Origin of the sequence: Moorena producens PAL-8-15-08-1 (assembly GCF_001767235.1) — a bacterium.
Lineage (GTDB): Bacteria > Cyanobacteriota > Cyanobacteriia > Cyanobacteriales > Coleofasciculaceae > Moorena > Moorena producens_A.
Genome location: NZ_CP017599.1, coordinates 5,390,546 through 5,416,710 on the forward strand (window position 1 = coordinate 5,390,546; position 26,165 = coordinate 5,416,710).

Below are 26,165 nucleotides of genomic sequence, written 5' to 3' on the forward strand. Positions count from 1 at the left end.
ATAATCAGGAAATAGATAGATACACCGAAGTGAGATAACCGAACTCATGGGGGTCGTGATGTCTAGACACGCACCATGAACTGCCACTGCTAATTGAAGAGTTGGAAGTAATTGGTTGGAGTTGGCTAGGGGGAACTTACGTAACTATAAAATTAAGAAAGATCCACATCCGACCCACTAGCACAAGCGAGAAAACACTTTGCCACACACGATTGTTACCGATACTTGCCAAGGAATTGCTGATTGCGTTGAATGTTGCCCAGTGGCGTGCATTCATCCAGGACCAGGGAAAAATGCCCTGGGGAGTGACTGGTACTGGATTGACTTTTCTAGCTGCATTGACTGTGGCATTTGCGTGGAAGTCTGTCCAGTTGAGGGCGCAATTATACCAGAAGAGCGACCTGATTTGCAGAAAACACCATAATTTTTTTGGGATCATCCTATTGGTGTGACAACTATCGAAAAGCTAAAAGCATAAAACTTGGGGATTGTAGACCGTTGAGAAATAGTTCAAAAATTTCTCCCCTACTCCCCTCGATAACAGGATTAAAACTCACGATTAAAATTCAATACCAGGTTGTGCTTTAATCCCCTGCTCTTTTAAAGGATGCTTGACTAAGGTCATCTCTGTGACTAGGTCAGCTCGTTCAATTAGGGCGGCTGGTGCTCCCCTACCGGTTAAGATCACATGGGAATCAGTGGGTTTTTCGTCTAGTCCAGCCAAAACTTGCTCAATGGTTAGATAGTTGAGTTTCAAGGCTATGTTAATCTCATCCAATAGCACTAGCTTAATGTCAGGGTTACGGATAAACCCTAAGGCGGCATCCCAGGCGGATTGGGCTTTTTCGATGTCTCGCTCTCGATCTTGAGTCTCCCAGGTAAAGCCTTCCCCCATGGCATGGAACTCTAATTGAGGGGGATTGTTATCAGTGGCTACTGTCCAGTGCTCTAAGGCAGCTTTTTCTGCGGGTTCCCAAGCACCCTTAATAAATTGTACAATCACAACTCGGTAGCCATGACCAAGGGATCGCAAGACCATGCCTAATCCAGCTGTGGTCTTCCCTTTGCCGTTGCCAGTGTTAACCACAATCAGCCCTTTTTGTTTGGAGGCTTTAGCTAGGCGTTGTTCCTGTATCTCTTTGCGTCGCTGCATTTTTTGTTGATATTGCGATCGCGTTAGCCCAGTGCCAGAGAAATCAGCGGTGTTTACCGATTCTAGACCTTGGTTGGAATCACTAGCAGACTTGATTGTGGTATTCATGGGTTTATGATCAATTCATTTTCAGCGACTCTTTAGCATACAGGATCAAAGACTGTAATGCTTCATTAGTATCCCTGCCAACACCAAGAAACTTATGGTATCCCCAAAACACAGGAGTGCTTCTGATCAAGCGATCCCACACCAGCTGACGCGATCGCAGAAAAGTCGTGTAAAAATCCCAAAAAAAATCTCAATAGGGGTGCTTTTGGCCTTACTGTCTTGCCTAATTTTGTCGTTTCAGAATATAATCATATATGTAATCTTTAATCAATCTTGGCTCTTTGGTCTACAGAATGTTCAAGTGGGAGGCTTAGTGGCTCCTGGTTTTGGCAACTCGCTACTGATTCTGTGGCTAAAGATGCTGGTGGTAGTACCGTTGATGGCATTTGTGGCTAGGTTACTCTACCCATCGGTGTGGCGAGATATTAGGCGTTGTGCTCTCTCGGGAGACATGCCTTTATTTGGCCAGGTGGTGGCGAGTAGCTTCTTTTTATTTTTATCCCAAGTGCTAATATACCTATCATTAGGTCTTATTCAACCAGGGGTAGCAATCACGATTTTTTTTATATATCCTATTGTGACGGTAATCTTGACAGGATTGCTGTTTGGTAATCGAACGCATCTATTTACCTCAGATCTATTTAGCCCACATCTAGTTCGCCAACACCTAGTTCGTGCTCTAGTAATAGTTGGTGTTGTGGGTGGAGCGTTGCTGATTTCCCTGCCTAGTCTCGCAGCTAAGCAGCCCTATTCTGCATTGGGAGTTGTAGCTGCTGCTGGTGCGGGTTTGAGCTTCGCTGTTTACATTATTCTGACCCAAGTCAGCGCTAGAAAGCTCAACCCTATTCCTTATAGCTTTATTAATTTTACATTAATTTTGGTATTTTCTAGCCTGAGCTTATCATTTCCCCTAGATCAATCTTGGCGCTTTTTTGTTGAACCCACCCAAAGACTGGCTGTATACTTCACCTGTCTGGGGTTGGGGGTGATAACCTTAATGAGCTATCTGGTGCAAAACTTTGCCATCAGGCTCATTGGTGGGCGTCCAGCTGCAATTATCGGGTCAACAGCACCAGTGTTAACTACCTTCTTAGCCGTCGGGATTATTCAACAAGGTTTAGGGTTACAGGAAATTATCGGATTGTTTCTGGTAACGTTAGGGGTGGTAACCCTAAGTATGGAAAAATTGCGGCATCAGAGTTGGAAACGATCACAGTAAAGAAAAAATTAAGCGTAATTGGATATTGACCAACGTGGCACAGGTTATTCTGGAAAACGTTTATAAAAGTGTTCCCGCCCGCAAAGGGGATACTGTTGTTGCACCAGTAACAACGGAACCTAAGGTGACAAAGAACGAAGAGTCACCAAGCCTTGAAGGAGAAAAATCTGCACAGACACCTAAAACCCTTAATATCTTGCGGCGCATAAATCTGGAAGTCAACGATGGCGAGTTTATGGTGCTGGTTGGTCCTTCAGGCTGTGGCAAAAGTACTCTATTGCGGATCATTGCTGGACTAGAGGAATTGACTGCGGGCAAAATTTGGGTGGGGAACAGACAAGTTAATGATTTACCACCCAAAGAACGAGACATCGCTATGGTGTTTCAAAATTATGCCCTCTATCCCCATCTGAGTGTCTATGAAAACATTGCCTTTGGACTCAGACGAACTGGCTATGGGCAATTCAACATGGCAGAAGACTCTAATGGGAACTCTAAGAGTGTGCATTGGGGAAAGAATCTGCCACCCCAAATCAAGCAAGGGCTTGTGGCTACAGGCATGATGAATGGGGAAGTTCGCTCGAATCTGGAAAATGTCTTAACCACAATGACGCGATCGCTTCCTCGGGAATTGCGATACCTGTCCGAACGAGAGAAAAAGATTGACCAGCAGGTTCGCAAAGTAGCTAAGTTGCTACAAGTAGAACACTTGCTGAATCGATTGCCAAAGCAGCTGTCTGGGGGACAAAAACAACGGATTGCTCTGGGACGGGCAATTTCTCGTAATCCCCAGGTGTTTTTAATGGATGAACCCCTGTCTAATTTGGATGCTAAACTCCGGGCAGAGACTCGCAGCCAAATTGTGAAACTACAGCGGCAGTTGGGTACAACTACGATCTACGTCACCCACGACCAAACGGAAGCCATGACTATGGGGGATCGGATCGCGGTTATGAAAGACGGTCGCATCCAACAGATTGCTGCCCCTCTGGAAATATATAATCAACCCGCTAACCGGTTTGTGGCTGAATTCATTGGTTCACCACCGATGAATTTTATCCCTGTTGAGGTGAAAGCCCCTCGGATAGTGTGTAATTCTCAGTTCCGCCTGACCCTTCCAGAAGTCTGGGAACCCATACTGCAGCAGTATGATGGTCAATCCTTAACCTTAGGAGTTCGTCCGGAACATATGAATATCAGCGCTCCTGCCCCCAAAAACTTGGTGGTTACCGTTGATCTAGTGGAAGCCTTAGGTAACGAGACTTATCTGTCGGTGAGTATCCCGGAAGACTCTAGCGCTCTTCAGGTCAGAGTGCCACCAGATAAAATTGTCAGAATAGGTGACGAAATTTGGCTGTCTATAGACCCAGAGAAGATTCATTTATTTAACCCCCATGATGGGATGGCAATTCCTAAGTCTGATAGCTAAGCTATCAGCGGTCAGCAATCAGTTGCGTAGGGTGCGTTAGGGACGGGCTCGCCCTTATTTTCTTGGTAGCCAGTGTTAGCACAATCCGTCCCGTAACGCACCACCCAAAGGCCTGACTAGACTTTGCCCTAGTTGTCGGAAACTTCTGCTCTCGAAAGTTGTCGGAAACTTCTGCTCTCGAAAGCAGAGGAATTGATCCAAACAGGATTATAACGTTAGTTCCTGATTCGGATCCCCCTAAATCCCCCTTAGTAAGGGGGACTTTTGCGTGGAATTTCCTCCTTTTTTAAGGGGGACTTTTGCGTGGAATTCTCTCCTTTTCTGACGACTCCCGACTCCCGATTCCCGACTCCCGATTCCCTCAAAAATTTTTTACAAAACTTTTCCAAATATGCTATAATGTAGCGATTTTTGTGCTACAATAAAATTGTCCCCGTTAAAATTGACGGCAAGAGCCAGCCTAACGATCTTCCTTGGGCGAAGGCTGGCTCTGGGTCCCACTTAACTGGCAAGATGCCAGTTCTACGAAGGAGATACATTTATTATGTACTATCGTCAAAGCCTATACCCATGGGTACTGGTTAGGCTATTGCCACCCATGGCACCAGTGGTTTTCGCTCGGTTCGACAACCTTTGTGATGCCAAGAGGTATGTGCAGCCTCTTAAACGGCTCATGCCTGATGCTAAATTCCTTATTTTTTTGGATATTAGTCTGCGGATGGATCAAGAATAATAGGACTTACGGAGTTTAATTGTTTTTGCCCCCTTGCTCCCTAATTTTGATGTTGTTAACGAAATATTTCTTAACAAACCAAGAAGCCTCATCAGCCCTCACCCCCAGCCCCTCTCCCAACCTTGGGAGAGGGGAGCGGATTACGGCAGAATAAGGGTTTCACGAATTGGCAAGCAGCATCAGAATTGGGTAGTATGATGTCAAAGTCCCCCAGAATTGGGGGATTTAGGGGGCAAATGCGTAAGTCCTGAATAATAGGGAGTTAATGATGTCAAAGTCCCCCAGAATTGGGGGATTTAGGGGGCAAATGCGTAAGTCCTGTTGTCGCAAAGTGCTCCCGCAGCAAATCGTGGATGAATCGATAGCGTCCACCCACTTGCTTGATCAGGCGGCCTTCTGTGGCATAGCTCAGGAAATCGGCGTAATCCCAGGGGATTGAACCACTGCCCCAGAGAATGAGGCGGAGGACGCAATGCTGAATGACAGGTCTGCCAGCAAATAAAAAGCCAAAGAACATTGCGCTTCCAGAAGAAAAAATTAATGCACTGAGTAGTTCAACATTCCTTCCCAAGGCTAACTCAGGTAATACAAACAATAATAAATTTCCCGGCAAACTAATTAAACTAATAATAACGGTATTTTTAGCAGATTCTTTAATCCCCTGATTGGGTTTATTTATGGTTTTTATTTCTTCTCCACTCAGCCCGAAAATCAGCCCGAAAATCAGCCCGAAAATCAGCCCGGAAATCAGCCCGAAAATCAGCCCGGAAATCAGCCCGGAAATCAGCCCGTCAATCAGCCCGGAAATCAGCCCTCCAATCAGCCCTCCAATCAGCCCTACAATCAGCCCTACAATCAGCACGAAAATCAGATTTTCAATTATTTTTTTTCTTTTTTGCCATAAATTTTGCAATGAAAATGTAATAGTTTCAGAAGGCTCTATACTCTCAAAAAACAGCCCGAAAAACAGCCCGAAAATCAGCCCGAAAAACAGCCCGAAAATCAGCCCGTAAATCAGCCCGTAAATCAGCCCGTAAATCAGCTTATACAACCACTTTTCTCTGGAATTATTCAAAATATCAGGCTGCATTTTTTCAATCAAAAACTCGGTTTGTTTTTGCTCCTTCAATCGTTTAGCAAGCCAGGCTAACCAGCGCCTGGTCTCCTCTTCTGAATAACCTCGACTGTTATGCTTTTCCTTTAGTTTACAGTCAATGTAATTCTTAAATAACGTTTTACGGCATTCGTTCTGATAGTCTTCCTTTGCTTTAGGATCCTTAAAATGTTTCCCTACTGGCTTCAACCCATCTCCATCCGGATAAGCAACGGGAATTAAATGTAATAGTAAGGGCATTCTGGCTAACTCTAGCAACCCATCTGAATCTTGCTGAATTCCTGGCCAGATTTCCTGACAGTCTAAGCCCCTTAAATAATTTTTTATCTGCTGATCGCTCAAAGGTTGCAGACAGACTGCTCCCCGCATCTCCAGAATTTGCTCACCAGCAAGGTATTCTTCTTCACGACAGCAGACCACAATTTGAGGAACGTCTTTGACAAACTGATTTAATTGCTGAACACATAACTTCTGCCGCTCTAAACTCAACTCATCCAAACCATCCAGAAGAGGTAACAACTGACCAGTTTTAATCCACTCCTGAGTAATCTCTTTGCGGAGATTATAACGAGACTTTAAATTAGCTGCTAACCATTCAGCAATAGGCTGGTTGTTATCTTTCCAATCAGAAAGTTCAGCTATAATTGGAATTGGTTGGTTTTGCTGCTCCTGGGCACGTGTAATTAAATCCTTGGCCAAATCCAACAGCATGGTGGTTTTTCCAGAACCGGGGGCACCAAGAATCAACAGTTTCCCGGCAATATCCTCTTGGTTAAATACCTCAATCAGCTTTTGACCTGGTTCAGATTCTGTCGTTACTCGAAAGAACTTGCGCAACCCTTCCCACAATGAACGAGAATTGCTAGGATTAACGGTAATTTTCTCTGGACGACCCACTTCTTCTCTCTTGTCTGCCATTACCAACTGAATCAAGTGGTCATTGTGCAGGGAGTCATCGAGGCGGATGTTAACTTCAGCTGCCATTGCTCCCAGCAAGTCCTTGCGCCATCGCTGTAAATTTTCCGGTGGAATTTTTTTAGGGATTTGAGTTTGGTTTCCTGAGCTAGTTTTGAATAAATACCCAATTGTAGGTAGAGCCAATAAGTAACCAATACCTAAAATTAACTGGACTTGTTGGATCCACTCCGTACCCTGTTCTGCTGATGGTTTAAAAACTAAATTTAGTCCTACAATACCTAAGATTCCATAAATTGTGCATAGAGCAATTACTATTATTCTCCGAAGGGGAGTTTTTTGCTCGTCAAAGCGATTTATAAAAAGTCCTATAATACAGGGAAATATTGCTAGTTCTACCAACAGTAGTATTTGAAGGACCTTGGGATTGGTCAGATATTCAGCAAGGTTCATCTGTGAAGCGACCTCTGTTTTATGACTCTCTGAGATTTTAACGAATTAGCGTAGATACAGCCAATAATATCAAGTTTGCTTGAATACCCATAATTAAGGAGAGGGTGGGGAGATAGGGAGATGGGGAGATTTTTATTAAGCGATGCAGCGCGGTCTTGGGGAGGCAGCGCCGCCAAAGGGGGTTCCCCCGGAGACGAAACCTGATTACGTTGAGCCTTTATGGTTGGTCGGCTATGCAGAAAAGGGGTAAAACTTATTGATTAAGGCGAGCCTGTCTTACGGTAACTTCTAACCATGAGCGACTGCCGTGGTTTCCCCCACTCGCGCTTTGCATCAAGACAGGATAATTATCCTGACTTAATATAAAAAATTAAATAGTCTAGGCAGTTTGATAAAACAGGAAACTGTGGAGATTGTGGTAAGTGGGGGGAGTGCGATCACCTTTGGCCTCAGCCGCGCCCTAGGCGATTAGCCCGAAGGGCGTTGGCTAGCGATCGCACTTGGGGGGATTCCATAAAAGTCTGCCGATTGATCAATAAGAATAGGACTTACTGAGTTTAGTTGCTTTTGCCCCCCTAACCCCCCAATTTTGATACTGCTGGCGAAAAAAACATTTAGTAATATCAGCCTGAAGACAGCAGTCTTTATAGCCCCCCAACCCCCAGCGAGGGATTGCTCGCTGGGGGAGCATGAACTTAAAGTTACCCATCTGCTACTCTTGTGTAAAGAAATATTAATTTCGCCAACGGTATCAATTTTGGGGGGAAATGATGTCAAAGTCCCCCTAGGGAGGGATTGCTCGCTAGGGGGATTTAGGGGGCAAATGCGTAAGTCCTGTTGTCGCAAAGTGCTCCCGCAGCAAATCGTGGATGAATCGATAGCGTCCACCGACTCGCTTAATCAGGCGGCGTTCTGTGGCATAGCTCAGGAAATGGGCGTAATCCCAGGGGATTGAACCACTGCGCCAGAGAATGAGGCGGAGGACGAAGTGCTGAATGACAGGTCTGCCAGCATATGAAAAGCCAATTAACATTGCCATGCCAGAAGCACGAATTAACATGCTGAGTAGTTTAACATTCTCTCCTAATACTAGATCAGGTAATACAAACAACAAGAAAGTTCCAGGGAAACTAATTATACTAAGAATAACGGTATTTTTAGCGGATTCTTTAATCACCTGATTGGGTTTATTTCTGGTTTTTACTTCTTCTCCACTCAGCCCTCTAATCAGCCCATAAAGCAGCCCTATAATCAGCCCTCTAATTAGCCCAACACTCAGCCCATAAAGCAGCCCATATATCAGCCCAACACTCAGCCCATAAATCAGCCCATAAATCAGCTCTTCAATTATTTTTTTTCTGTCTTTCCATGAAATTGGAATAGTTTTATAAAGATCTATTTTTTTAAAAAATCGCCCATAAAGCACCCCATAAACCAGCCCAACACTCAGATCAAAAATCATTGAAAAAATCAGCCCATAAATCAGCCCCAGACTCAGCTGATACAAACCCTTTTTTCGGGATTTATTCAACATATCAGGCTGCATTTTTTCAATCAAAAACTCGGTTTGTTGTCCCTCCTTCAATCGTTTAGCAAGCCAGCCTAACCAGCGCCTTGTTTCCTCTTCTGAATAACCTCGACGGTTATGGGATTCCTTTAGTTTACGGTCAATGTAATCCTCAAATAACCTTTGACGGCATTGGTTCTGATAGTCTTCCTTAGCTTTAGGATCCTTAAGCTCTCTCTCTACTCGCTTCAACCCATCGGGATAAGCCAGGGGAATTAAATGTAATAGTAAGGGCATTCTAGCTAACTCTAGCAATCCCTCTGAATCTTGCTGAATTCCTTGCCAGAGGTGGCGACAGTTTAACCGCTTTAAATAATTTTCTATCTGCTGATCCGTCAAAGGTTGCAGACAGACTGCTCCCCGCATCTCCAGAATTTGCTCACCAGCAAGGTATTCTTCTTCACGACAGCAGACCACAATTTGAGGAACGTCTTTGAGAAACTGATTTAATTGCTGAACACATAACTTCTGCCGCTCTAAGCCCAACTCATCCAAACCATCGAGAAGAGGTAACAACTGACCAGTTTTAATCCACTCTTCAGTAATCTCTTTGCGGAGATTATAACGAAACTTTAAATTAGCCGCTAACCATTCAGCAATGGGCTGCTTGTCATCTTTCCAATCAGAAAGTTCAGCAATAATTGGAATAGGTTGGTTTTCCTGCTGCTGGGCACGTGTAATTAAATCCTTGGCCAAATCCAACAGCATCGTGGTTTTTCCAGAACCGGGGGCACCTAGAATCAACAGTTTCCCAGCAATATCTTCTTGGTTAAATACCTCAATAACCTTTTGACCTGGTTCAGAGTCTGTAGTTACTCGACGAAACTTGAGCAACTGTTTCCACCATGGAGGAGAATTGCTAGGATTGACAGTAATTTTTTCTGGACGACCCACTTGCTCTCTCTTGTCTGCCATTACCAACTTAATCAAGTGGTGATTGTACAGGGAGTCATCAAGACCCATGTTAACTTCAGCTGCCATTGCTCCGAGCAAATCCCTGCGCCATCGCTGTAACTTTGCCTTTGGAATCTGTCTAGAGATTTGAGTTTGCTTTCCTGGCCTAGTTGTCAGCAAATACCCAATTGTAGGTAAGGCGAAGAAGTAACCAATACCTAAAATCCAGTACACTTGTTGGAACCACTGGGTATCCTGTTCTGCTGATTTTTGAGAAACTAAATTTTCTGCTTGATGAGCTAAGAATACATAAACTATTACGCATACAGCAATTACTATAATTTTGCGCAAGAGAGTTTTTGGCTGCTCAAAGCGATTGTTCAAAAGTCCGAGAATACAGATAAGTAGTCCTAGTAGTAACTGGAGTAGTCTTTGAATGACGTTGGGATTGGTCAGATATTCAGCAAGGTTCATCTCTGAAGCTACCTCTGTTTTATCACTCTATGAATGTTTAACAAATTGCTATCGATATAGCCAATAATATAAAGTCTGCTTGAATACCCATAATTAAGTAGAGGGTGGGGAGATAGGGAGATGGGTAGATAGGGAGATGGGGAGATTTTTATTAAGCGATGCAGCGCGGTCTTGGGGAGGCAGCGCGGTCTTGGGGAGGCAGCGCGGTCTTGGGGGTTTCCCCCATGAGCGACTGCCGTGGTTCCCCCCATGAGCGACTGCCGTGGTTTCCCCCATGAGCGACTGCATCAAGACAGGATAATTATTTTGACTTGATATAAAAAATTAAATAGTCTACGCAGTTTTAGAAAACAGGGGAGTGGGTCGAGTTTGGGAAGTGGGGGGAGTGGGATCGCTTTCTAGTTACTTAATAGCTCGTTACTTAATAGAAAAAAAATTATCCGGAGTTGATATATATCAACTCCGGCAACTATGTCAACTCACCAATCAAAGGAGTGTATAGGCTTTCTAGTTACTGAATATAGCGTTGATCATCCTGATGACGTACATTCAATTTTATTACCCCTACTCCCTGTTCCCTGTTCCCTGTTCCCTAAAAAAATGTACTTCACCTAATTTAGAACTGCTAAATCATTCTACGCTCTCACCATCATCGAGCAATTGCTGAAGATTTTCCAGTTCCAATAGGTCTTCTAGAGGAACCATTTCACTTATGTACAACATTTGTACTAAAAGTCTTCCCCCCTCAGGTGTTTTAGCACGTTCTGATAATACATAGTTCATAGGTTTGGCAACTTTGACATGCACCCCTTCTAGATTTATGACCTTATCACTAATGTCAACGGGAGGATTTGTGGAGTAACGCTGGTTGTTGAGCAGATTTTTAATTTCTGTTTCAAACTGATGTCTTCCTTCCCCAAAGAACCGTTTACTACTATTTGTATTACCAAATAAGCCAGAGACATGTTGGTTCAATTGGAAGTCAGAGGAAAATGACTGAGCCTGGACATTAGAGGTGATGCCAAAAGTTAAGGAAACAACTGTCAAGGCTAGGGTGGTCTGTTTCCCAAACCTGGTAAGGATATTAGTTCGGCTTAGATTCATGATATTATATTAATTTTAAGCACCTACTAAAATAGAATCCAAGTATTTTGCTAGAAATTCCGGAATCTAGTCATAAAACTACACATTCAAGTAGGGTGGAAAAGTTCTCTGATCTAGAAGACTCAAAAGAACAAAACTGTTTTTGCCCACCCAACAAGCTAATCCTCTACTTAACTAAAATAGTTGAGCACACTAATTACAATAAAACCTATAGCAATTCTGATCACAAGTGACATACACAATATTTTTTACCTGTTCCCTTTTATCTCTCCTCTGTTCCCTGTTCCCAGATCCGCTGTTCCCTGTTCCCGACAACTGCCACGAAGTCTATTATTGCAAGCTCTCACCATCATTGAGCAATTGCTGAGGATTTTCCAGTTCCAATAGGTCTTCTCTATTGATAACTTCATCACTAATTTCAAGGATAGTATCTGCGGAGGAAAGGTTGTTGTTGACCAGATTTTTAAGTTCTGTGTCAAACAGCTCTCTTCCTTCCTCAAAGAATCGTTTACTGCTATTGGTATTATCAACAAAGGTCAATGACTGAGCCTGGACATTAGAGACGATGCCAACAGTCAAGGCTAGGGCTGTCAAGGCTAGGCTTGTCTGTTTCCCAAACCTAGGAAGGATCTTAGTTAGGGTCGGTTTCATGATGTGACATTAATTTTTTGCACCTACTTAAAAATCCAAGTCTTTGGCTAGCCATTCCGGAATCTAATCATAAAAATACAAATTCAAGTCAGGTGGGCAAAGTCATCTGATCTAAAAGAGTAATTTAAACGCAACGGTTTTTGCCCACCCTACAAGCTAGCTACAAATTCAGGTGGGCAAAGTGATATTATCTAGAAGAGTAATTTGAACGAAACGGTTTTTGCCCACCCTACAAGCTAGCTACAGTCAGGTGGGCAAAGTGATATTATCTAGATTAGTAATTTAAACGCAACGGTTTTTGCCCACCCTACAAGCTAGCTACAAATTCAGGTGGGCAAAGTGATATTATCTAGAAGAGTAATTTGAACGAAACGGTTTTTGCCCACCCTACAAGCTAGCTACAGTCAGGTGGGCAAAGTGATATTATCTAGATTAGTAATTTAAACGCAACGGTTTTTGCCCACCCTACAAGCTAGCTACAGTCAGGTGGGCAAAGTGATATTATCTAGATTAGTAATTTAAACGCAACGGTTTTTGCCCACCCTACAAGCTAGCTACAGTCAGGTGGGCAAAGTGATATTATCTAGATTAGTAATTTAAACGCAACGGTTTTTGCCCACCCTACAAGCTAGCTACAGTCAGGTGGGCAAAGTGATATTATCTAGATTAGTAATTTAAACGCAACGGTTTTTGCCCACCCTACAAGCTAGCTACAAATTCAGGTGGGCAAAGTGATATTATCTAGAAGAGTAATTTGAACGAAACGGTTTTTGCCCACCCTACAAGCTAGCTACAGTCAGGTGGGCAAAGTGATATTATCTAGATTAGTAATTTAAACGCAACGGTTTTTGCCCACCCTACAAGCTAGCTACAGTCAGGTGGGCAAAGTAATATTATCTAGATTAGTAATTTAAACGCAACGGTTTTTGCCCACCCTACAAGCTAATCCTCTACTTATATAGAATCCAAATATTTTGCTAGCAATTCCGGAATATAGTCATAGCCATCTACGCCAATGACAGGAATAATTTTTGACCGTTGCTGTGCTAAAAGGGTTTGGAAGCCTTCTTGCCCCATTTGTCCTTGCAAAATACTTAACAACCCAGCTGGTTTGCGCCAATCTTCAGACCCAATTTGCTCTAATAGATAGGCTCCTAAACTAGCGGTATAAATCACTTTCTGCCAATCTTGCTGGCTGTAGCAAGCTTGGGCTAGGTAGGCCAAATTCACCCCTTGTAAGTACAAATCCCCAGAAAATTGGGCGGCTTGCCAGCCTTGTTCTAAAAATGCGATCGCTTTTTGATACTGCTCGACCACCACATGGGCAATTCCCAAACTACTGAAACACAAGGCTTTACTTTGCCCAACCCCATAACTCCCTGCTGGAGAATCCCCCAATCGTTCTAACAATAATCGACCTTGTTCTAAATAGTTAATAGCACTCTCATACACTTCTAGTTCTGCTTGTTGGCTATCCTGAGCTTGAAACACTTCACTGTAGCCGAAATTCACCAGAGCATTAGCTTCCCCTAACCGGTCTCCAGCTTGACGAGCCAGTATTAATGCTCGTTGACTATAGTTAATGGCATCAGCATAATTCTCTTGCTCCACACAAATCCGACTGAGGTGATTGAAATTAGCAATTTCACAGAGTTTATCCCCAGCCTCACGGGCAATCTCTAAGGCTTGCTGATGGAAGCTATTGGCTCGCTCATAGGCTCCTTGCGACCCTAGGGAATAACCCAACAAGGTTAGAATCCGGGCTTTCTCCTCGGTTCGGTCTACTTGCCGCAGGGGTTCATCTAGGTAATTCAGGGCATCTTGGAGATAGTTGCCGCTAAAGTTAGCAAACACACCACCGTAGAGGGGGAAGTAGTCCCGTTGGGCAAAGGTGCGCAGAATTTGCAGACAAACCTGAAAACAGCCATTTGCTATGGCATTTCCGTAGCTACTAATTGCTGTCTGGTTCAAAACATTAGCTAACCTAGACCAAATGACAGCAAATACGATAAAGGTAGAAATCGATAACTTGGCTCCCATCTTGGAGTCATATACCATTTTATCGAACCAATTCACCAGTCCTCGCTGCAAGCACTGGAGAATCACAGCCAATTCCACCCAAGCTTCTAGTTCCAAACTCGGCTGAGTATCTGCCCATTCATGGAAGGATTGATTTAGCGCTAGACTTTCAAATAAAGACTGGGGTAACGGGCTATTAACCTTTTTCGCCCACAGTCCCCAAGGGCCACGCTGTTCCGGAGTCCCCTCAAATCCCAGTGAGCCTCGACTTTGGTCATAAATCCAACTGACCAGATAATCTTCCAAGCCTTGCCAAGATGCCAAACCTGCCGTAATCCCAGCGGCCAGTTGTCCAAGGTCTGTAGCAGTATCAGATTCAGAAGCTTGTTGTGCCTGTTGCTTTAGGGGTTTAGCCAGGCTCGCCAGTTGTTGTAACGTCAGGGGTGGTTGTTGATTGGGGTCAATCACTCGCAATAAAGCCGTAAAGCGGTCAGCCGGTTCAGCAGTAGTAATGGATTGAATAGCGCTAGTGATAGTTTCTGAAACTCGGTTTTCTTCCTGCCACTGTTCCCATTCACCACGAATCGTATTAAGCGCTCTGAGTTTCCGGATTGCCTTGGCTTGCTTCAATTCACTTTTAGGATTGTCTACTTCTGCCTGAGTCATATCGAAGCGCTGATCAAGGCAACGTTCAAAAATTTCCCCGGTGCCAACCGTAACCCCCTCGACCAACATCTGATAGACCTGGGATTTAGAACGGATCTTCCCCTTCAGGGTAGTTTTGACAATGTCATCGATTAATTCAAAATAGCGATCGCCCAATCCCATCTCGTTAGACATAAACCTTTTGCCTGATCAGTGCCGACTTTCCTCAAAAATAGCTCAAAATTATAATATCTAGCATTTTTCATACTCATGAGCAACATTGCTTATCCCTTTAAGGCAAAAGGCAAAAGGCAAAAGGCAATAGTAAATAGGGTTTTAAGGGAATCACTGTCAAAGGATATTGTACCTCATAACTGCGATAAACGCTAGACTTCTGGCAAGTCTAGTTAACCGTCAACATGATTAGGCAATTTTACGGTAAACAAAGTCCCCTTACCTAACTCAGACTTAACGTTGATTGTTCCTTGATGAGCTTCCACAATTCGTTTGGAAAGATATAGTCCTAAACCACTACCTGAGCGTTTGTGGCTACCCTGGCGAAAGCGTTCAAACAACTGTTTTTGGTCTTCTGGGGATATACCAAAACCAGTATCTTCCACCTCAATCACCACCCACGACTGATGCCCTTCACTAGTTTTGGCACTATTCGTCAGACGAACGGTCACAGAACCGTTGTCAGTGAATTTAATCGCATTTCCCAGCAAATTGGTGAACAGTCGGTGCAGTTCTAAGCGATCGCTCATCACTATCGAGTTAACCTGCTTCGCGCTCTGATAATCCAAAGACAGTTTTTTATCACGAGCTAGGGCAGACAGTTCTTGGATGACTTCCTCAATAACCTGTTGCACAGGGATGGCAGAGAAAGACAAATACTTCCGACCGGCTTCATAGCGATAGACTTCTAGTAACGTATTCACCATAGTCAGCAAATTGTGGTTACTGCGAGTCATGGTGATTATGGCTTCCAGGACTGGGGGTGGAATTTCTCCCAAAGCTCCCTGCTGCATCAGGTTTAGGATGCGATCTGCTGCTACTAAGGGGGTGCGCAAGTCATGGGTAAGCCGAGAGACAAAATCTTCTCGTTGGCGAGCAATTTCGTCCCGTTCATCTACACTATGTTTGAGGCGCAAAAGCGATCGCACTCTGGCCAGCAATTCATCCACTTCTACTGGTTTACGAATAAAATCATCCGCCCCCATATCCAGTCCTTTGACCACACTCGGATGATCATAAGCGGTGATCAACAAAATTGGTATAAACGGTAACTTTGGATTGGTTCGGATGCGCTTGGTCACTTCAAAGCCATCCATCTCTGGCATCATCACATCTAATAGCACCAATTCCGGCGGAGATATCTCTATTTTCTCTAGGGCAACCCGACCATTCTCTGCCAAAGTAATCTCGTACCCCTCTTCTTCTAAAAGCGTCTGCAGTAGAAACAAGTTGTCAGGGGAATCATCGACAGCCAAAATTTGATCTTTTTTGGAAGGGCGAGTTAGAGGTAAAGCATTCATTGAATCATTTGTTGGTAAGTCACAAGTGGAAACCCCTGTCATTCATGTATAGCAAGGGAAGCATGGTGAGCGGACATAGTCTTTTGCTTGAAAGGGACTTCGGAGCAGGGACTTCGGAGCAAAAGATCTCCTAAGCTTTGCTTCGACTGCTATATAGGGAGCGGGTTAATTAGGTGGGTCGGCAAGCCATTGCACACAGCCCCTCAGCAACTTCCCCCTTACACAAACAGCAGCCTGAGTTCGCTTCAATATGGCAAATTGTCCTTTACAGGCAAAGAAAAAATTGCCCATAGCCAAGGTGGTTGAAACCCTTAGGGATTAAAGGCTTAGTCCAATTTGTGATTTTCCTTGTTTCTCAGCGTCACTATGCAGGGCGTTTCAATTTTTGTAAACTGGAAGGAATGGTTTGACTTTAAACTTAATTTTTTGTAAATTATTCTGGTAACCTATGTGCGAATATGGTAATATCAGCAGCTTATAAAGCTACATTTGCTGCACCAGTCAAAGCTCCTGAACGCTCTGGTCAAGTTACCCGAAAGCCTTATCCCAACTATAAGGTAATTGTGTTAGACGATGATTTTAACACATTTCAGCATGTTCACGACTGTCTGGTCAAGTATATCCCTGGGATGACAAATGATCACGCCTGGGAACTAACCCATCAGGTTCACAACGAAGGTCAAGCCATTGTTTGGGTCGGTCCCCAGGAACCAGCGGAACTCTACCACCAACAGCTTTCTCGTGCTGGGTTAACCATGGCTCCCTTGGAGGCTACATAGTATTATGAGCCAACCCAAAGACGGCAGGCTGGTTTGGAATCACTCTACCCACATTCAGGGTCTCATTCCAGTTCTGCAACGACTCACAGATTACCCCGGTATTCAAACCATTACCCCTGCTGTCCTTGGGCGGGCAAGAAGTCACTGTCCTAAATTACAGTTAAAAGTATCAGTGCCAATTCGTGGGGGATTCAAGGTGATTGCCAGGTCTGGTAAAAGCTTTCAAGAGGTGTTCATCCTCACCAACTTGAGTAAAGTGGAACTAGAAAAAGCGATCGCTCAATCAATAAAACGATAAGTATAAAAGTTCGTGCTACAGGGAGGCTATTTTAGAAGTTAGAAGTTAGAAGTTAGAAGTTAGAAGTTAGAAGTTAGAAGTTAGAAGTTAGAAGTTAGAAGTTAGAAGTTAGAAGTTAGAAGTTAGAAGTTAGAAGTTAGAAGTTAGATTCTTAATTCTTAATTCTTAATTCTTAATTCTTAATTCTTAATTTTTCATAGTTGTAGGGTGGGCATTGCTTGAAATCAACCCCCAACCCTGGCAGAATTCATCTGAGCAATGCCCACCAACCAGTTGTAGGGTGGGCATTGCTTGAAATCAACCCCCAACCCTGGCAGAATTCATCTGAGCAATGCCCACCAACCAGGATACCAAAGGCCGCTTTCCAACTCCCAAATATTCCGGAATTCACATCAGTCTTTGCCCACCCTAGGGTATTGGTGGCCATTGCCCATGTCATTGATAGCTGTTCAATCATGATATTCCAACAGCAATGCCCAACTTAGGGTATTGGTGGCCATTGCCCATGTCATTGATAGCTGTTCAATCATGATATTCCAACAGCAATGCCCAACTTAGGGTATTGGTGGCCATTGCCCATGTCATTGATAGCTGTTCAATCATGATATTCCAAAAGCAATGCCCACCCTACGATTTAAGGCTTCCAAGAGGCAAACTTTCAACCTTCAACCAAATAACCAGCTAACCAGCTAACCAGCTAACCTTCAAAGCTTCAACCAAATAACCTTGGCCTTTGGCCACGCTACGCGAACAACCTTCAACCAAATAACCTTCAACCCCTTAAAATTCTGCATTTTGCTCACACGCCCCAATACTGACCCAAGTGCTGGAACCATCATCCCAATGCTCTTTTTTCCAAATCGGAGCATTATGCTTCAAGGTGTCAATAGCATACTTACAAGCTGCAAAGGCTTCTGAACGATGAGGACAGCCAACAGCGACTAACACGCTAACTTCCCCAATAGTTAAGCGACCGATGCGATGATGGATCACCACCCGATTCACATCAGACCATGAGGCACGAATCTGGGCAGCAATTGAGGAAAATACCTTTAATGCCATGGGCTCATAAGCCTGATACTCTAATGCTACCACTGGTTTACCATCAGTCTGATTACGGACTGTGCCACTCATCATCACCACAGCTCCATTAGCCGGATGATCAGCAAGGGTGTAGATTTCTGATAGGGATATCGGAGCGATGGTGATTGAAAAACTATCTACCGTTTGCTTTTCAGTGATTTTGGGCAGGGGAGTCATTGCCTAAGACTTCTAACAAGTGTTAAGATTAGTAACAAATTCAGCTATACTATAGTTTATTTATATTTGTTGGTTGGAATTAATCAATACCCAACCTTAGGGCCATGTTCCGATTTGTTTAAAATACTTTAAAAATTAGGAGCAGGTGCTCTAAATTCAGATATTATATCTAAATACTATTCAAATATTATTATTAAATCAGAAGTTTTTTTCCTGACAAGGGCAATGATGGCGTTGTGCAGGGCTATTTTTCAGTAGCCCACAAGCTTTTGCCGTCAGTCAATTTATCCTACCTATCTTTAACGTCAAGCTAATTCAAGTCAAGCTCCTCTTAGCTGATCAGTGATCAGTCTTGTCGTCTTGAGCAACAGCTAACCTAGGGCTGATCATAACTAGGGCTGATCATAACCCGTTTGGAGATTATTTGATGGCAGCAGAAGCAGAGGCTGATGAACCAATAACCCAGGCAGCCCAAAACTATTATAAAAGAATTATTGACCCTGATCTGCAACAAGCGTTTGATGATGTCACAGCATTAGCCGCACAAATTTGCCAAACGCCCATAGCTCTGACTACCCTGATTGACAGTAGTAACAGTCAATGCTGTCAGTCTACTCTGGGCTTAGATGAAACGTCAATAAGTCAAAATACCTTTTTATCCAGCTATCGGATAGAGTCAGCCTCAGTATTGGTAGTTCAGGATACCCTAGCTGATCAACGGTTTGCCACTGATCCCTTAGTTACTGCTGAGCCTCATATTCGGTTTTATGCTGCAGTTCCCCTAATTACCTCTGACGGATACCCTCTGGGAACACTTGCGGTAATGGATCAAGTTCCAAAGCAACTTCAGTCTCAACAGTTAGCGGGATTACAAGCCTTAAGTCGTCAACTGATAAGCCAACTGGAGCTAAAACAACAGTTAGCGGATTTACAGCAGCCTCAGGAAGAAAACCAAGGTCTTGAACATGAATTACCCCAGGTTGACCAAGAACTCCTGGATTTTTTAGAAAATGGCTGCGTTGGTCTCCATTGCGTGGATAGCAATGGCATCATCCTGTGGGCTAATCAGGCAGAGTTAGATCTGGTGGGTTACAACGCCGACGAGTATATCGGTCACCACATTGCTGAATTTTACCTGGAGCAAGAGGTGATTGACGATATCCTGGCCAGACTAACTGCTAAAGAAACCTTAAAAAACTACGAAGCCAGACTCTTGTGCAAAGATGGCTCGATTCGCCATGTGCTGATTAACTCTAATGTCCTGTGGAAAAATGGCAAATTCGTCCATACCCGATGTTTTACTCGTGACATTACTGAATGGAAACGGATCCAGGAAGAACGCGATCGCTTCTTTGACCTCTCGATAGATTTGCTGTGTATAGCGGGTTTCGATGGCTACTTTAAGCGCTTGAGCCCTTCCTTTACTAGCACCTTGGGTTACACCGAAGCGGAACTAACCAGCACCACGTTTTTCAATTTTGTCCATCCCGATGACCGAGCAGCAACTAGGGCGGAAATGGAACAATTGGGGACTGGCATCCCTACTGTCTACTTCGAGAATCGCTATCGCTGTCAAGATGGGTCTTATAAATGGCTAGCTTGGGCTGCTTATCCTGTAGTTAAGGATGGTTTAATTTATGCGATCGCAAGGGACATTACCGAGGCCAAACAAAAGCAAGCCAGCCTCGAAGAGAGTGAAGCTCGCTTCCGGATGATGGCTGATCATGCCCCAGTGATGATCTGGATGTCAGGCACTGATAAACTTTATAACTTTTTCAATCAGCTTTGGTTGAACTTCACCGGTAAGACCCTCGAACTTGAATTCGGCAAGGGCTGGGCTGAAGGGGTGCATCCTGATGACCTAGAGCGCAGCTTCAATACCTATGTATCCGCCTTCGACGCCAGAGAAAATTTTCGCATGGAGTACCGCTTGCGACGTAGGGATGGGCAGTATCGTTGGATATTAGATATAGGCACTCCCAGATTTACCTCCAATGGGGACTTTGCCGGTTACATTGGTTCTTGCATCGATATCACTGAGCGCAAACAGGCGGAAGAGGCCCTGCGTAGACAGGCTCTGATTTTTGAAAGTATCTTCGATGGGATCATAATCACCGACTTAGCCGGTAAGATAATTGATTGGAATCCCGCTTCAGCGCGAATATTCGGCTACACGAAAGCTGAGGTATTGGGTAAAACTCCGGGGATTTTGCACCGACCGGAAGAGGCGACGGTTCTAACCGAGCAGATTATCCAGGAGATGACCAGGTCCCGACGTTGGTCTGGGAAGATTCACTTTATTGGCAAAGATGGCAGGTGTGGGGTGTGTGAAACGGTGGTAGTACCTCTGTATGATCAGCAAGACAATATGGTGGCCACCATTGGTCTTAACCATGATATAACCGAGCGGGAGCAAAATCAGCAGGAATTGTATCAAAGCGAGGCTCGCTATCGCGCTATTGTCGAAGATCAAACGGAACTCATCTGTCGTTTCCGTCCTGATGGAACTATTACATATGTCAATGCTGCCTACTGTCGCTATTTCAGCAAGTCAGAGGAAGAGTTGATTGGACAACGGTTTTTGCCATTGATTCCCCATGAGGATATCAAAAGGCTAGAAGAGTGTATTACTTCTCTAAGCCCTGAGAATCCGGTAGAAACGGTTGAACACCGGGTGATTATGCCCACAGGAGAGATTCGCTGGCAGCAGTGGAGCGATCGTGCCATCTTTAATGAGCAGGGTCAATTGATTGAGCTCCAGGCAGTAGGGCGGGACATCACTGAACACAAGCACGCAGACGAGCAACTTTTGCAAAAGTCTCAGGCACTGGAAACCTTCAGTAACAACCTCAAACACCTACATCGGCTGAATACCACAAATTACCAAAACTTTGAGCTGCTTTATGCTGACTATCTGGAGACGGGATGTGAAATTTTAGGGATGCCCACTGGCATTATTAGTCAAGTACACCTTAATTCCTACACTATCCTGTCGGTCAGGTCTGATCTAGAAGGCTTAGTGGCTGGCTCAGAGTTTGAATTAAAAGATACCTATTGTGCTGTTGTCGTTCGCGAAAAAAAGACCATTGCCTATACTCATGTAGGTGAGATAGCACTGATGCACGCTCACCCAGTCTACCAAACTCTAAAACTTGAGTCCTATATCGGGACTCCTATATTTGTCTATGGTGAAGTCTACGGCTCCCTAAATTTTTCCTCAACCCAGGTAAGAGCAAGGGATTTCCAGCCTCAGGAACGGGAAATTGTAGAATTAATGGCTCAAAGTCTTGGTCGATTGATTGCAGCTCATCAAGCAGAAATAGAGCGCCAACAGGTAGAAGCTGCACTGCTGGAGAGTGAATCGACCCTGCGTAGTTTCTTCAACAGTTCCACACTATTGATGGGGGTCGTGGAACTTTTAGATGATGACATCCTGCATATTTCTGATAATAATAGTACGGCGGATTTTTTCGGGACTACACCCGAGGCCATGCAGAATCGGTTAGCCAGTGAGCTGGGGGCACCCAAAACTCATATCCGTCGCTGGATTAGCCATTACCGAGAAAGCGAACGAAGCAATCAGCCCATTTCCTTCGAGTATGATCACACCACTGAAACCGATACCCGGTGGTTATGCGCCACTGTATGCCCAATTCCCGACACAACTACTCCTCGCCCCCGATTTTCCTATGTGGTGGATGACATTACTGAGCGTAAGCTTGCAGAGCAAGAACTCAAGCGCCAAAATCAGCGGACGCAATTGTTTTCAGAAATTACCCTGAAAATCCGCCAGTCTCTACAACTGGATCAGATTTTGCAAACGGCGGTTACAGAAGTGCAAGAATTTCTTAAGGCTGACCGAGTTGTACTCTTCCAACTAAGTTTTGATGGCTGGGGGAAAGTGGTTCAAGAAGCCGTAGTACCGAGTTGGCCAATCATGCTCGGACAAAGCATCGAAGATCCTTGCTTTCATGAAGAGTACCTAGACCAGTATCGTCAGGGAAGGGTTAGCAACATCTGTGACTTAGAAAACTCTGATATCGAAGCTTGCCATGTAGAAATGCTGCAACAGTTTGGGGTAAAAGCTAACTTAGTGGTGCCAATTCAGCAACAAGACAAACTTTGGGGTTTGTTGATTGCCCATCAGTGCACCAATCCACGACAATGGACTAACTTTGAAAGTGAATTGTTGCAACAACTGGCCGACCAAATTGGTATTGCCTTAGCCCAAGCCCAGCTTTTAGGAACAGAAACCCGTCAGCGTCAGGAACTTGCCCGTTCTAATGCTGAACTGCAACAGTTTGCCTATGTAGCGTCCCACGATCTGCAAGAACCCCTGCGCAAGATTCGGGCATTTGGCGATCGCCTTCAGACCAAGTATCATGAACAGTTAACGGAGCAGGGGCAGGACTACCTCAAACGGATGCAGAATGCTGCAGAACGGATGCAGGTGTTAATCAATGACTTGCTTAGCCTTTCCCGGGTGACCACCAAGGCAAGACCTTGGGTTGCCACTGACCTAGTTCAAGTCGTGCAAGAGGTACTCTCTGATTTAGAACTACGTATCCAGCAATCTAGTGGCGTAGTGGAAGTCGGTGAACTACATACTATTGAAGCTGATCCCCTGCAAATGCGTCAACTTTTGCAAAACCTGATCAGTAACGGACTGAAATTCCGACCAGAACAAAGAGGTAACCTCGTTAGAATTTATAGCCAACTGCTTCAGGAAAGTGTTCCCTTAAGTTATGGAGGCACAACCGTTAATCAGCGTTGTCAGATTATAGTCGAAGACAATGGTATTGGGTTTGAACCCAGGTATAGCGATCGCATTTTCCAAACCTTTCAACGGCTCCATGGTCGCAGCGACTATGAAGGAACCGGCATCGGTCTAGCTATCTGCCGTAAAATTGTGGAACGTCATAATGGTAGCATCATGGCAAATAGCACACCAGGACAGGGGGCTCAGTTTATTGTTACGGTGCCGATTAAACAAAGTTGAAGGTTAAAGGTTAAAAGTTAAAGGTTAAAAGTTAAAGGTTGAACGCGGACGCGTGGCCTATTGGCCAAGGTTAAACGTTAAATAATGAAAACATACTAGTAGTTGAGTGACTAATCAATAAAATACCTCAAATTTATCCCTTTATACTTCATAATCCCTTCATATTTACTTTATAATTCCTTTATAATTTTTGGTCGAGGAGATAATGCTTAGTGAATGAAAGCCGAAATCCCGTGGTAATTCTAATGGCAGATGATGATCCGGATGATTGTCTGTTGGCAAGGGAGGCTCTGTTAGAGAGTAAGTTGACCGATGAGCTATACTTTGTCAGTGATGGCGAGGAATTGATGGATTATCTGTATCACCGTGGTAAACACACCCAGGCCAGGATGTCCCCTCGTCCAAGTTTAATCCTACTGGATTTGAATATGCCGAAAAAAGATGGTCGTGAAGCCCTCAGAGAAATTAGGGCTGATCCTAATCTACGAGTTATACCAGTTGTGGTGCTGACTACCTCAAAGGCTGAAGAAGATATTTATCATAGTTATAACTTAGGAGCAAATTCTTTCATCGTTAAGCCTGTCACCTATAGTTCCCTAATTGAGGTGATGCAAACGTTAAAAAAGTACTGGTTGGACATCGCCGAATTGCCCCCCGAAGGGAATAAATAGACTGCCATGAGTAAATACTCACAACCGCAAGCTGAACGTTTTGATGTTTCTTCTGATGTTTCTACTGTACCACTAAAGACTGATCCACTCAGGACTATTTCCAAAACCGACCCTCATCAATGTTCGTTGATCACAGACCTGGCAAATTGCTTACCCAAATCAGAACTCAGAACTCACCACTCTCGACTAATTTCCTTCGATTCCTCTGGTGCCAGACCAATGTACAACCCTTTGGTTAATGTATTACTCGTTGATGATGACGAAGATGACTATATTCTAACTCGTGATTTACTGTCGGAAAACCGGAGGGCTAGATTTAGCTTGACTTGGGTGGCAACCTATGCTAAGGGCTTAGAAATGATTGCTCAGAACCAGCATGATGTTTATCTACTGGACTACCGTCTTGGTGAGCATAATGGACTTGAACTCCTGGGTGAAGCCATTGCCAGGGGGTGTACAGCACCGATTATCCTCCTCACTGCCCAGGGAGACCATGAGGTTGACATGGAAGCAATGAAAGCTGGGGCAGCAGATTACCTGGATAAGAGTCAGCTCAGAGCACCTTTACTAGAGCGTTCCATCCGCTATGCCCTTGAGCGCCAGCAAGCCCAACAAAAAATTCGGGAACAAGCGGCTTTGTTGGATGTGGCAACCGATGCCATTCTGGTTCGGAATCTAGACAATACTATCTCATTTTGGAATAAAGGGGCCGAGTGTCTCTATGGTTGGCAGGCAGCAGAAGTGATTGGGAAAAAAGAGCATCTACTGCTGTACGAACAAGCACCAGCTGACCTAGCCGAGGCAGACCAAAGTGTTGCCAAAACAGGGGAGTGGTATGGTGAGTTGAATCAAGTCACCAAAGATGGCAAAGAAATTATTGTTGAAAGTCGCTGGACTTTGGTGCAAAATCCTCAGGGACAGGCCAAATCAATCTTGATTGTCAATACTAATATAACTGAGAAGAAACAACTGGAAACTCAGTTTCTCCACGCTCAGCGCATGGAGAGCATTGGTACCTTAGCTGGGGGCATTGCCCATGACCTGAACAACTTATTAGCTCCTATTCTAATGTCCGCTCAACTGTTGCAGCTTAAAATCTCAGATCAGCGGCATGTGCAACTCCTAAAAACTGTAGAGAATAATGCTAGGCGCGGGGCTGGTTTAGTCAAGCAAGTTTTATCGTTTGCTCGGGGTGTTACAGGTCAACGAACGGTTTTACAAGTCAGGCATTTGATTCGGGAAATTCGCCACATTATCCTAGAAACATTTCCCAGATCCATTGAACTGTCTACGGATATCGACCCCAATCTTTGGTCTGTATCTGGCGATGCCACACAACTGCACCAAGTGTTGATGAACCTCTGCATCAATGCTCGTGATGCGATGGTTGATGGTGGAACCTTGACATTGTCTGCCCAAAATATTTTTTTAGATCAAAACTATGCCAGGATGCATATTGATGCTTATGTCGGTCCCTACATTGTGGTGACCGTTGCTGATACTGGCATTGGTATTCCCTTGAAAATACAGCCAAGAATTTTCGAGCCATTTTTCACTACAAAAGAAATCGGTCAAGGTACAGGACTGGGTTTGTCTACGGTCAGAGGTATTGTTAAAAGTCACGGCGGTTTTGTGAATGTGTATAGTGAAGTGGGCGTAGGTACTCACTTCAAAGTATATTTGCCAGCAGTAGAACACTCTCCAATTCCTGTCGAGGAAGAACTAAAACTACCGACAGGAAACGGTGAGTTGATTTTAGTGGTGGATGACGAAGCGGCTATTGGTGAGATTACCAAGACTTCCTTAGAAAACTATGGCTATAGGGTGATGAGTAGCAGGGATGGTAGGGAAGCGATCGCACTCTATAGGCAACATCAGGATGATATTAGCTTGGTGCTGATGGATATGATGATGCCAGTTATGGATGGACCAGCAACTATCCTTCGATTGCAAGAAATTAACTCCGAGATCAAAATTATTGGCATCAGTGGGTTGCCTATCAGTGATAAAGTCGATGCGGCGGCTGAAGCTGGGGTTAAGACCTTTTTGTCTAAGCCTTACACCGCTAAGGAATTATTGCAGGCTATTGATCGTGTGCTTAAAGGTCGTTAATTTTTATATCGCAGTTCTCAATTTGGTGAGTAC

Annotated in this window: 20 protein-coding genes; 11 read left to right on the forward strand and 9 right to left on the reverse strand. The window is 44.3% G+C overall.

Annotation, left to right across the window (positions count from 1 at the left end; translation table 11 throughout):
* The first annotated feature begins 199 nt into the window (after window positions 1–199).
* Window positions 200–424 (forward strand): indolepyruvate ferredoxin oxidoreductase subunit alpha, encoded by a 225-nt coding sequence (locus BJP34_RS37260; protein ID WP_083305266.1) that lies wholly within the window; start codon window positions 200–202, stop codon window positions 422–424.
* A gap of 135 nt (window positions 425–559) precedes the next feature.
* On the opposite strand, the gene cobO is transcribed toward BJP34_RS37260, so the two are convergent.
* Window positions 560–1,261 carry a cob(I)yrinic acid a,c-diamide adenosyltransferase gene (cobO, locus tag BJP34_RS19695; RefSeq protein ID WP_070393806.1) on the reverse strand — a complete coding sequence of 234 codons (702 nt, stop codon included), beginning with the start codon at window positions 1,259–1,261 and terminating at the stop codon, window positions 560–562.
* 94 nt (window positions 1,262–1,355) lie between these two features.
* Between cobO and BJP34_RS19700 the strand changes: the two genes are divergently transcribed.
* The 3 genes from BJP34_RS19700 to BJP34_RS19710 all read left to right on the forward strand — a co-directional run bounded on the left by BJP34_RS19700 (window position 1,356) and on the right by BJP34_RS19710 (window position 4,642).
* Window positions 1,356–2,480: a DMT family transporter gene (locus BJP34_RS19700; protein WP_070393807.1), complete on the forward strand. Its 1,125-nt coding sequence runs from the start codon at window positions 1,356–1,358 to the stop codon at window positions 2,478–2,480.
* Window positions 2,481–2,514: 34 nt separating this feature from the next.
* On the forward strand, window positions 2,515–3,909 hold the full coding sequence (locus BJP34_RS19705; RefSeq protein ID WP_070393808.1) for an ABC transporter ATP-binding protein: 1,395 nt from the start codon (window positions 2,515–2,517) through the stop codon (window positions 3,907–3,909).
* A 544-nt stretch (window positions 3,910–4,453) separates the two neighbouring features.
* Window positions 4,454–4,642, forward strand: coding sequence for a hypothetical protein (locus BJP34_RS19710; RefSeq protein ID WP_070393809.1), 189 nt, complete (start codon window positions 4,454–4,456; stop codon window positions 4,640–4,642).
* A gap of 271 nt (window positions 4,643–4,913) precedes the next feature.
* Here the strand turns inward: BJP34_RS19710 and BJP34_RS49135 are convergent, their stop codons facing one another.
* The 3 genes from BJP34_RS49135 to BJP34_RS46055 all read right to left on the reverse strand — a co-directional run bounded on the left by BJP34_RS49135 (window position 4,914) and on the right by BJP34_RS46055 (window position 10,347).
* Window positions 4,914–7,124, reverse strand: a complete 2,211-nt coding sequence (locus BJP34_RS49135; RefSeq protein ID WP_070393810.1) for an NACHT domain-containing protein — start codon at window positions 7,122–7,124, stop codon at window positions 4,914–4,916.
* Between the two features lie 802 nt (window positions 7,125–7,926).
* Window positions 7,927–10,059, reverse strand: coding sequence for an NACHT domain-containing protein (locus BJP34_RS19720; protein WP_070393811.1), 2,133 nt, complete (start codon window positions 10,057–10,059; stop codon window positions 7,927–7,929).
* 93 nt (window positions 10,060–10,152) lie between these two features.
* On the reverse strand, window positions 10,153–10,347 hold the full coding sequence (locus tag BJP34_RS46055) for a hypothetical protein (RefSeq protein WP_193431264.1): 195 nt from the start codon (window positions 10,345–10,347) through the stop codon (window positions 10,153–10,155).
* A 183-nt stretch (window positions 10,348–10,530) separates the two neighbouring features.
* Between BJP34_RS46055 and BJP34_RS43795 the strand changes: the two genes are divergently transcribed.
* Window positions 10,531–10,674, forward strand: a complete 144-nt coding sequence (locus BJP34_RS43795) for a hypothetical protein (RefSeq protein WP_158517323.1) — start codon at window positions 10,531–10,533, stop codon at window positions 10,672–10,674.
* 15 nt (window positions 10,675–10,689) lie between these two features.
* Here BJP34_RS43795 and BJP34_RS19725 read toward each other — a convergent pair whose 3' ends face one another.
* The 4 genes from BJP34_RS19725 to BJP34_RS19740 all read right to left on the reverse strand — a co-directional run bounded on the left by BJP34_RS19725 (window position 10,690) and on the right by BJP34_RS19740 (window position 16,013).
* Entirely contained in the window at window positions 10,690–11,163 is a 474-nt protein-coding gene (locus BJP34_RS19725) for a hypothetical protein (RefSeq protein WP_070393812.1), read from the reverse strand.
* 330 nt (window positions 11,164–11,493) lie between these two features.
* Entirely contained in the window at window positions 11,494–11,814 is a 321-nt protein-coding gene (locus BJP34_RS19730) for a hypothetical protein (protein WP_070393813.1), read from the reverse strand.
* Window positions 11,815–12,768: 954 nt separating this feature from the next.
* Window positions 12,769–14,673, reverse strand: coding sequence for a tetratricopeptide repeat protein (locus BJP34_RS19735; protein WP_070393814.1), 1,905 nt, complete (start codon window positions 14,671–14,673; stop codon window positions 12,769–12,771).
* A gap of 212 nt (window positions 14,674–14,885) precedes the next feature.
* Entirely contained in the window at window positions 14,886–16,013 is a 1,128-nt protein-coding gene (locus BJP34_RS19740; RefSeq protein WP_070393815.1) for a sensor histidine kinase, read from the reverse strand.
* 458 nt (window positions 16,014–16,471) lie between these two features.
* Here BJP34_RS19740 and clpS point away from each other — a divergent pair, with 458 nt between their 5' ends.
* The 3 genes from clpS (at window position 16,472) to BJP34_RS40285 (ending at window position 17,575) form a co-directional block, all read left to right on the forward strand.
* Entirely contained in the window at window positions 16,472–16,792 is a 321-nt protein-coding gene (gene clpS / locus BJP34_RS19745; RefSeq protein ID WP_070393816.1) for an ATP-dependent Clp protease adapter ClpS, read from the forward strand.
* A gap of 4 nt (window positions 16,793–16,796) precedes the next feature.
* Window positions 16,797–17,090 (forward strand): DUF2103 domain-containing protein, encoded by a 294-nt coding sequence (locus BJP34_RS19750; RefSeq protein ID WP_070393817.1) that lies wholly within the window; start codon window positions 16,797–16,799, stop codon window positions 17,088–17,090.
* Window positions 17,091–17,308: 218 nt separating this feature from the next.
* Entirely contained in the window at window positions 17,309–17,575 is a 267-nt protein-coding gene (locus BJP34_RS40285; protein ID WP_149031065.1) for a hypothetical protein, read from the forward strand.
* Between the two features lie 295 nt (window positions 17,576–17,870).
* Here BJP34_RS40285 and BJP34_RS19760 read toward each other — a convergent pair whose 3' ends face one another.
* Window positions 17,871–18,350: a molybdenum cofactor biosynthesis protein MoaE gene (locus tag BJP34_RS19760; RefSeq protein WP_070393819.1), complete on the reverse strand. Its 480-nt coding sequence runs from the start codon at window positions 18,348–18,350 to the stop codon at window positions 17,871–17,873.
* 427 nt (window positions 18,351–18,777) lie between these two features.
* On the opposite strand from BJP34_RS19760, the gene BJP34_RS46585 reads away from it, so the two are divergent.
* The 3 genes from BJP34_RS46585 (at window position 18,778) to BJP34_RS19775 (ending at window position 26,132) form a co-directional block, all read left to right on the forward strand.
* Entirely contained in the window at window positions 18,778–23,349 is a 4,572-nt protein-coding gene (locus tag BJP34_RS46585) for a PAS domain S-box protein (RefSeq protein WP_070393820.1), read from the forward strand.
* 212 nt (window positions 23,350–23,561) lie between these two features.
* Window positions 23,562–24,020 (forward strand): response regulator, encoded by a 459-nt coding sequence (locus BJP34_RS19770; protein ID WP_324610944.1) that lies wholly within the window; start codon window positions 23,562–23,564, stop codon window positions 24,018–24,020.
* A gap of 6 nt (window positions 24,021–24,026) precedes the next feature.
* Window positions 24,027–26,132, forward strand: a complete 2,106-nt coding sequence (locus tag BJP34_RS19775) for a response regulator (protein WP_202971995.1) — start codon at window positions 24,027–24,029, stop codon at window positions 26,130–26,132.
* Window positions 26,133–26,165: the final 33 nt, after the last annotated feature.

Bases quoted from the DNA above. Each gene is read 5' to 3' on its own strand.
- cobO (WP_070393806.1), bottom strand. From the start codon at position 1,261: ATGAATACCACAATCAAGTCTGCTAGTGATTCCAACCAAGGTCTAGAA.
- BJP34_RS19700 (WP_070393807.1), top strand. From the start codon at position 1,356: ATGGTATCCCCAAAACACAGGAGTGCTTCTGATCAAGCGATCCCACAC.
- BJP34_RS19710 (WP_070393809.1), top strand. From the start codon at position 4,454: ATGTACTATCGTCAAAGCCTATACCCATGGGTACTGGTTAGGCTATTG.
- BJP34_RS49135 (WP_070393810.1), bottom strand. From the start codon at position 7,124: ATGAACCTTGCTGAATATCTGACCAATCCCAAGGTCCTTCAAATACTA.
- BJP34_RS19720 (WP_070393811.1), bottom strand. From the start codon at position 10,059: ATGAACCTTGCTGAATATCTGACCAATCCCAACGTCATTCAAAGACTA.
- BJP34_RS46055 (WP_193431264.1), bottom strand. From the start codon at position 10,347: ATGCAGTCGCTCATGGGGGAAACCACGGCAGTCGCTCATGGGGGGAAC.
- BJP34_RS43795 (WP_158517323.1), top strand. From the start codon at position 10,531: ATGTCAACTCACCAATCAAAGGAGTGTATAGGCTTTCTAGTTACTGAA.
- BJP34_RS19725 (WP_070393812.1), bottom strand. From the start codon at position 11,163: ATGAATCTAAGCCGAACTAATATCCTTACCAGGTTTGGGAAACAGACC.
- BJP34_RS19730 (WP_070393813.1), bottom strand. From the start codon at position 11,814: ATGAAACCGACCCTAACTAAGATCCTTCCTAGGTTTGGGAAACAGACA.
- BJP34_RS19735 (WP_070393814.1), bottom strand. From the start codon at position 14,673: ATGTCTAACGAGATGGGATTGGGCGATCGCTATTTTGAATTAATCGAT.
- BJP34_RS19740 (WP_070393815.1), bottom strand. From the start codon at position 16,013: ATGAATGCTTTACCTCTAACTCGCCCTTCCAAAAAAGATCAAATTTTG.
- clpS (WP_070393816.1), top strand. From the start codon at position 16,472: ATGGTAATATCAGCAGCTTATAAAGCTACATTTGCTGCACCAGTCAAA.
- BJP34_RS19750 (WP_070393817.1), top strand. From the start codon at position 16,797: ATGAGCCAACCCAAAGACGGCAGGCTGGTTTGGAATCACTCTACCCAC.
- BJP34_RS19760 (WP_070393819.1), bottom strand. From the start codon at position 18,350: ATGACTCCCCTGCCCAAAATCACTGAAAAGCAAACGGTAGATAGTTTT.
- BJP34_RS46585 (WP_070393820.1), top strand. From the start codon at position 18,778: ATGGCAGCAGAAGCAGAGGCTGATGAACCAATAACCCAGGCAGCCCAA.
- BJP34_RS19775 (WP_202971995.1), top strand. From the start codon at position 24,027: ATGAGTAAATACTCACAACCGCAAGCTGAACGTTTTGATGTTTCTTCT.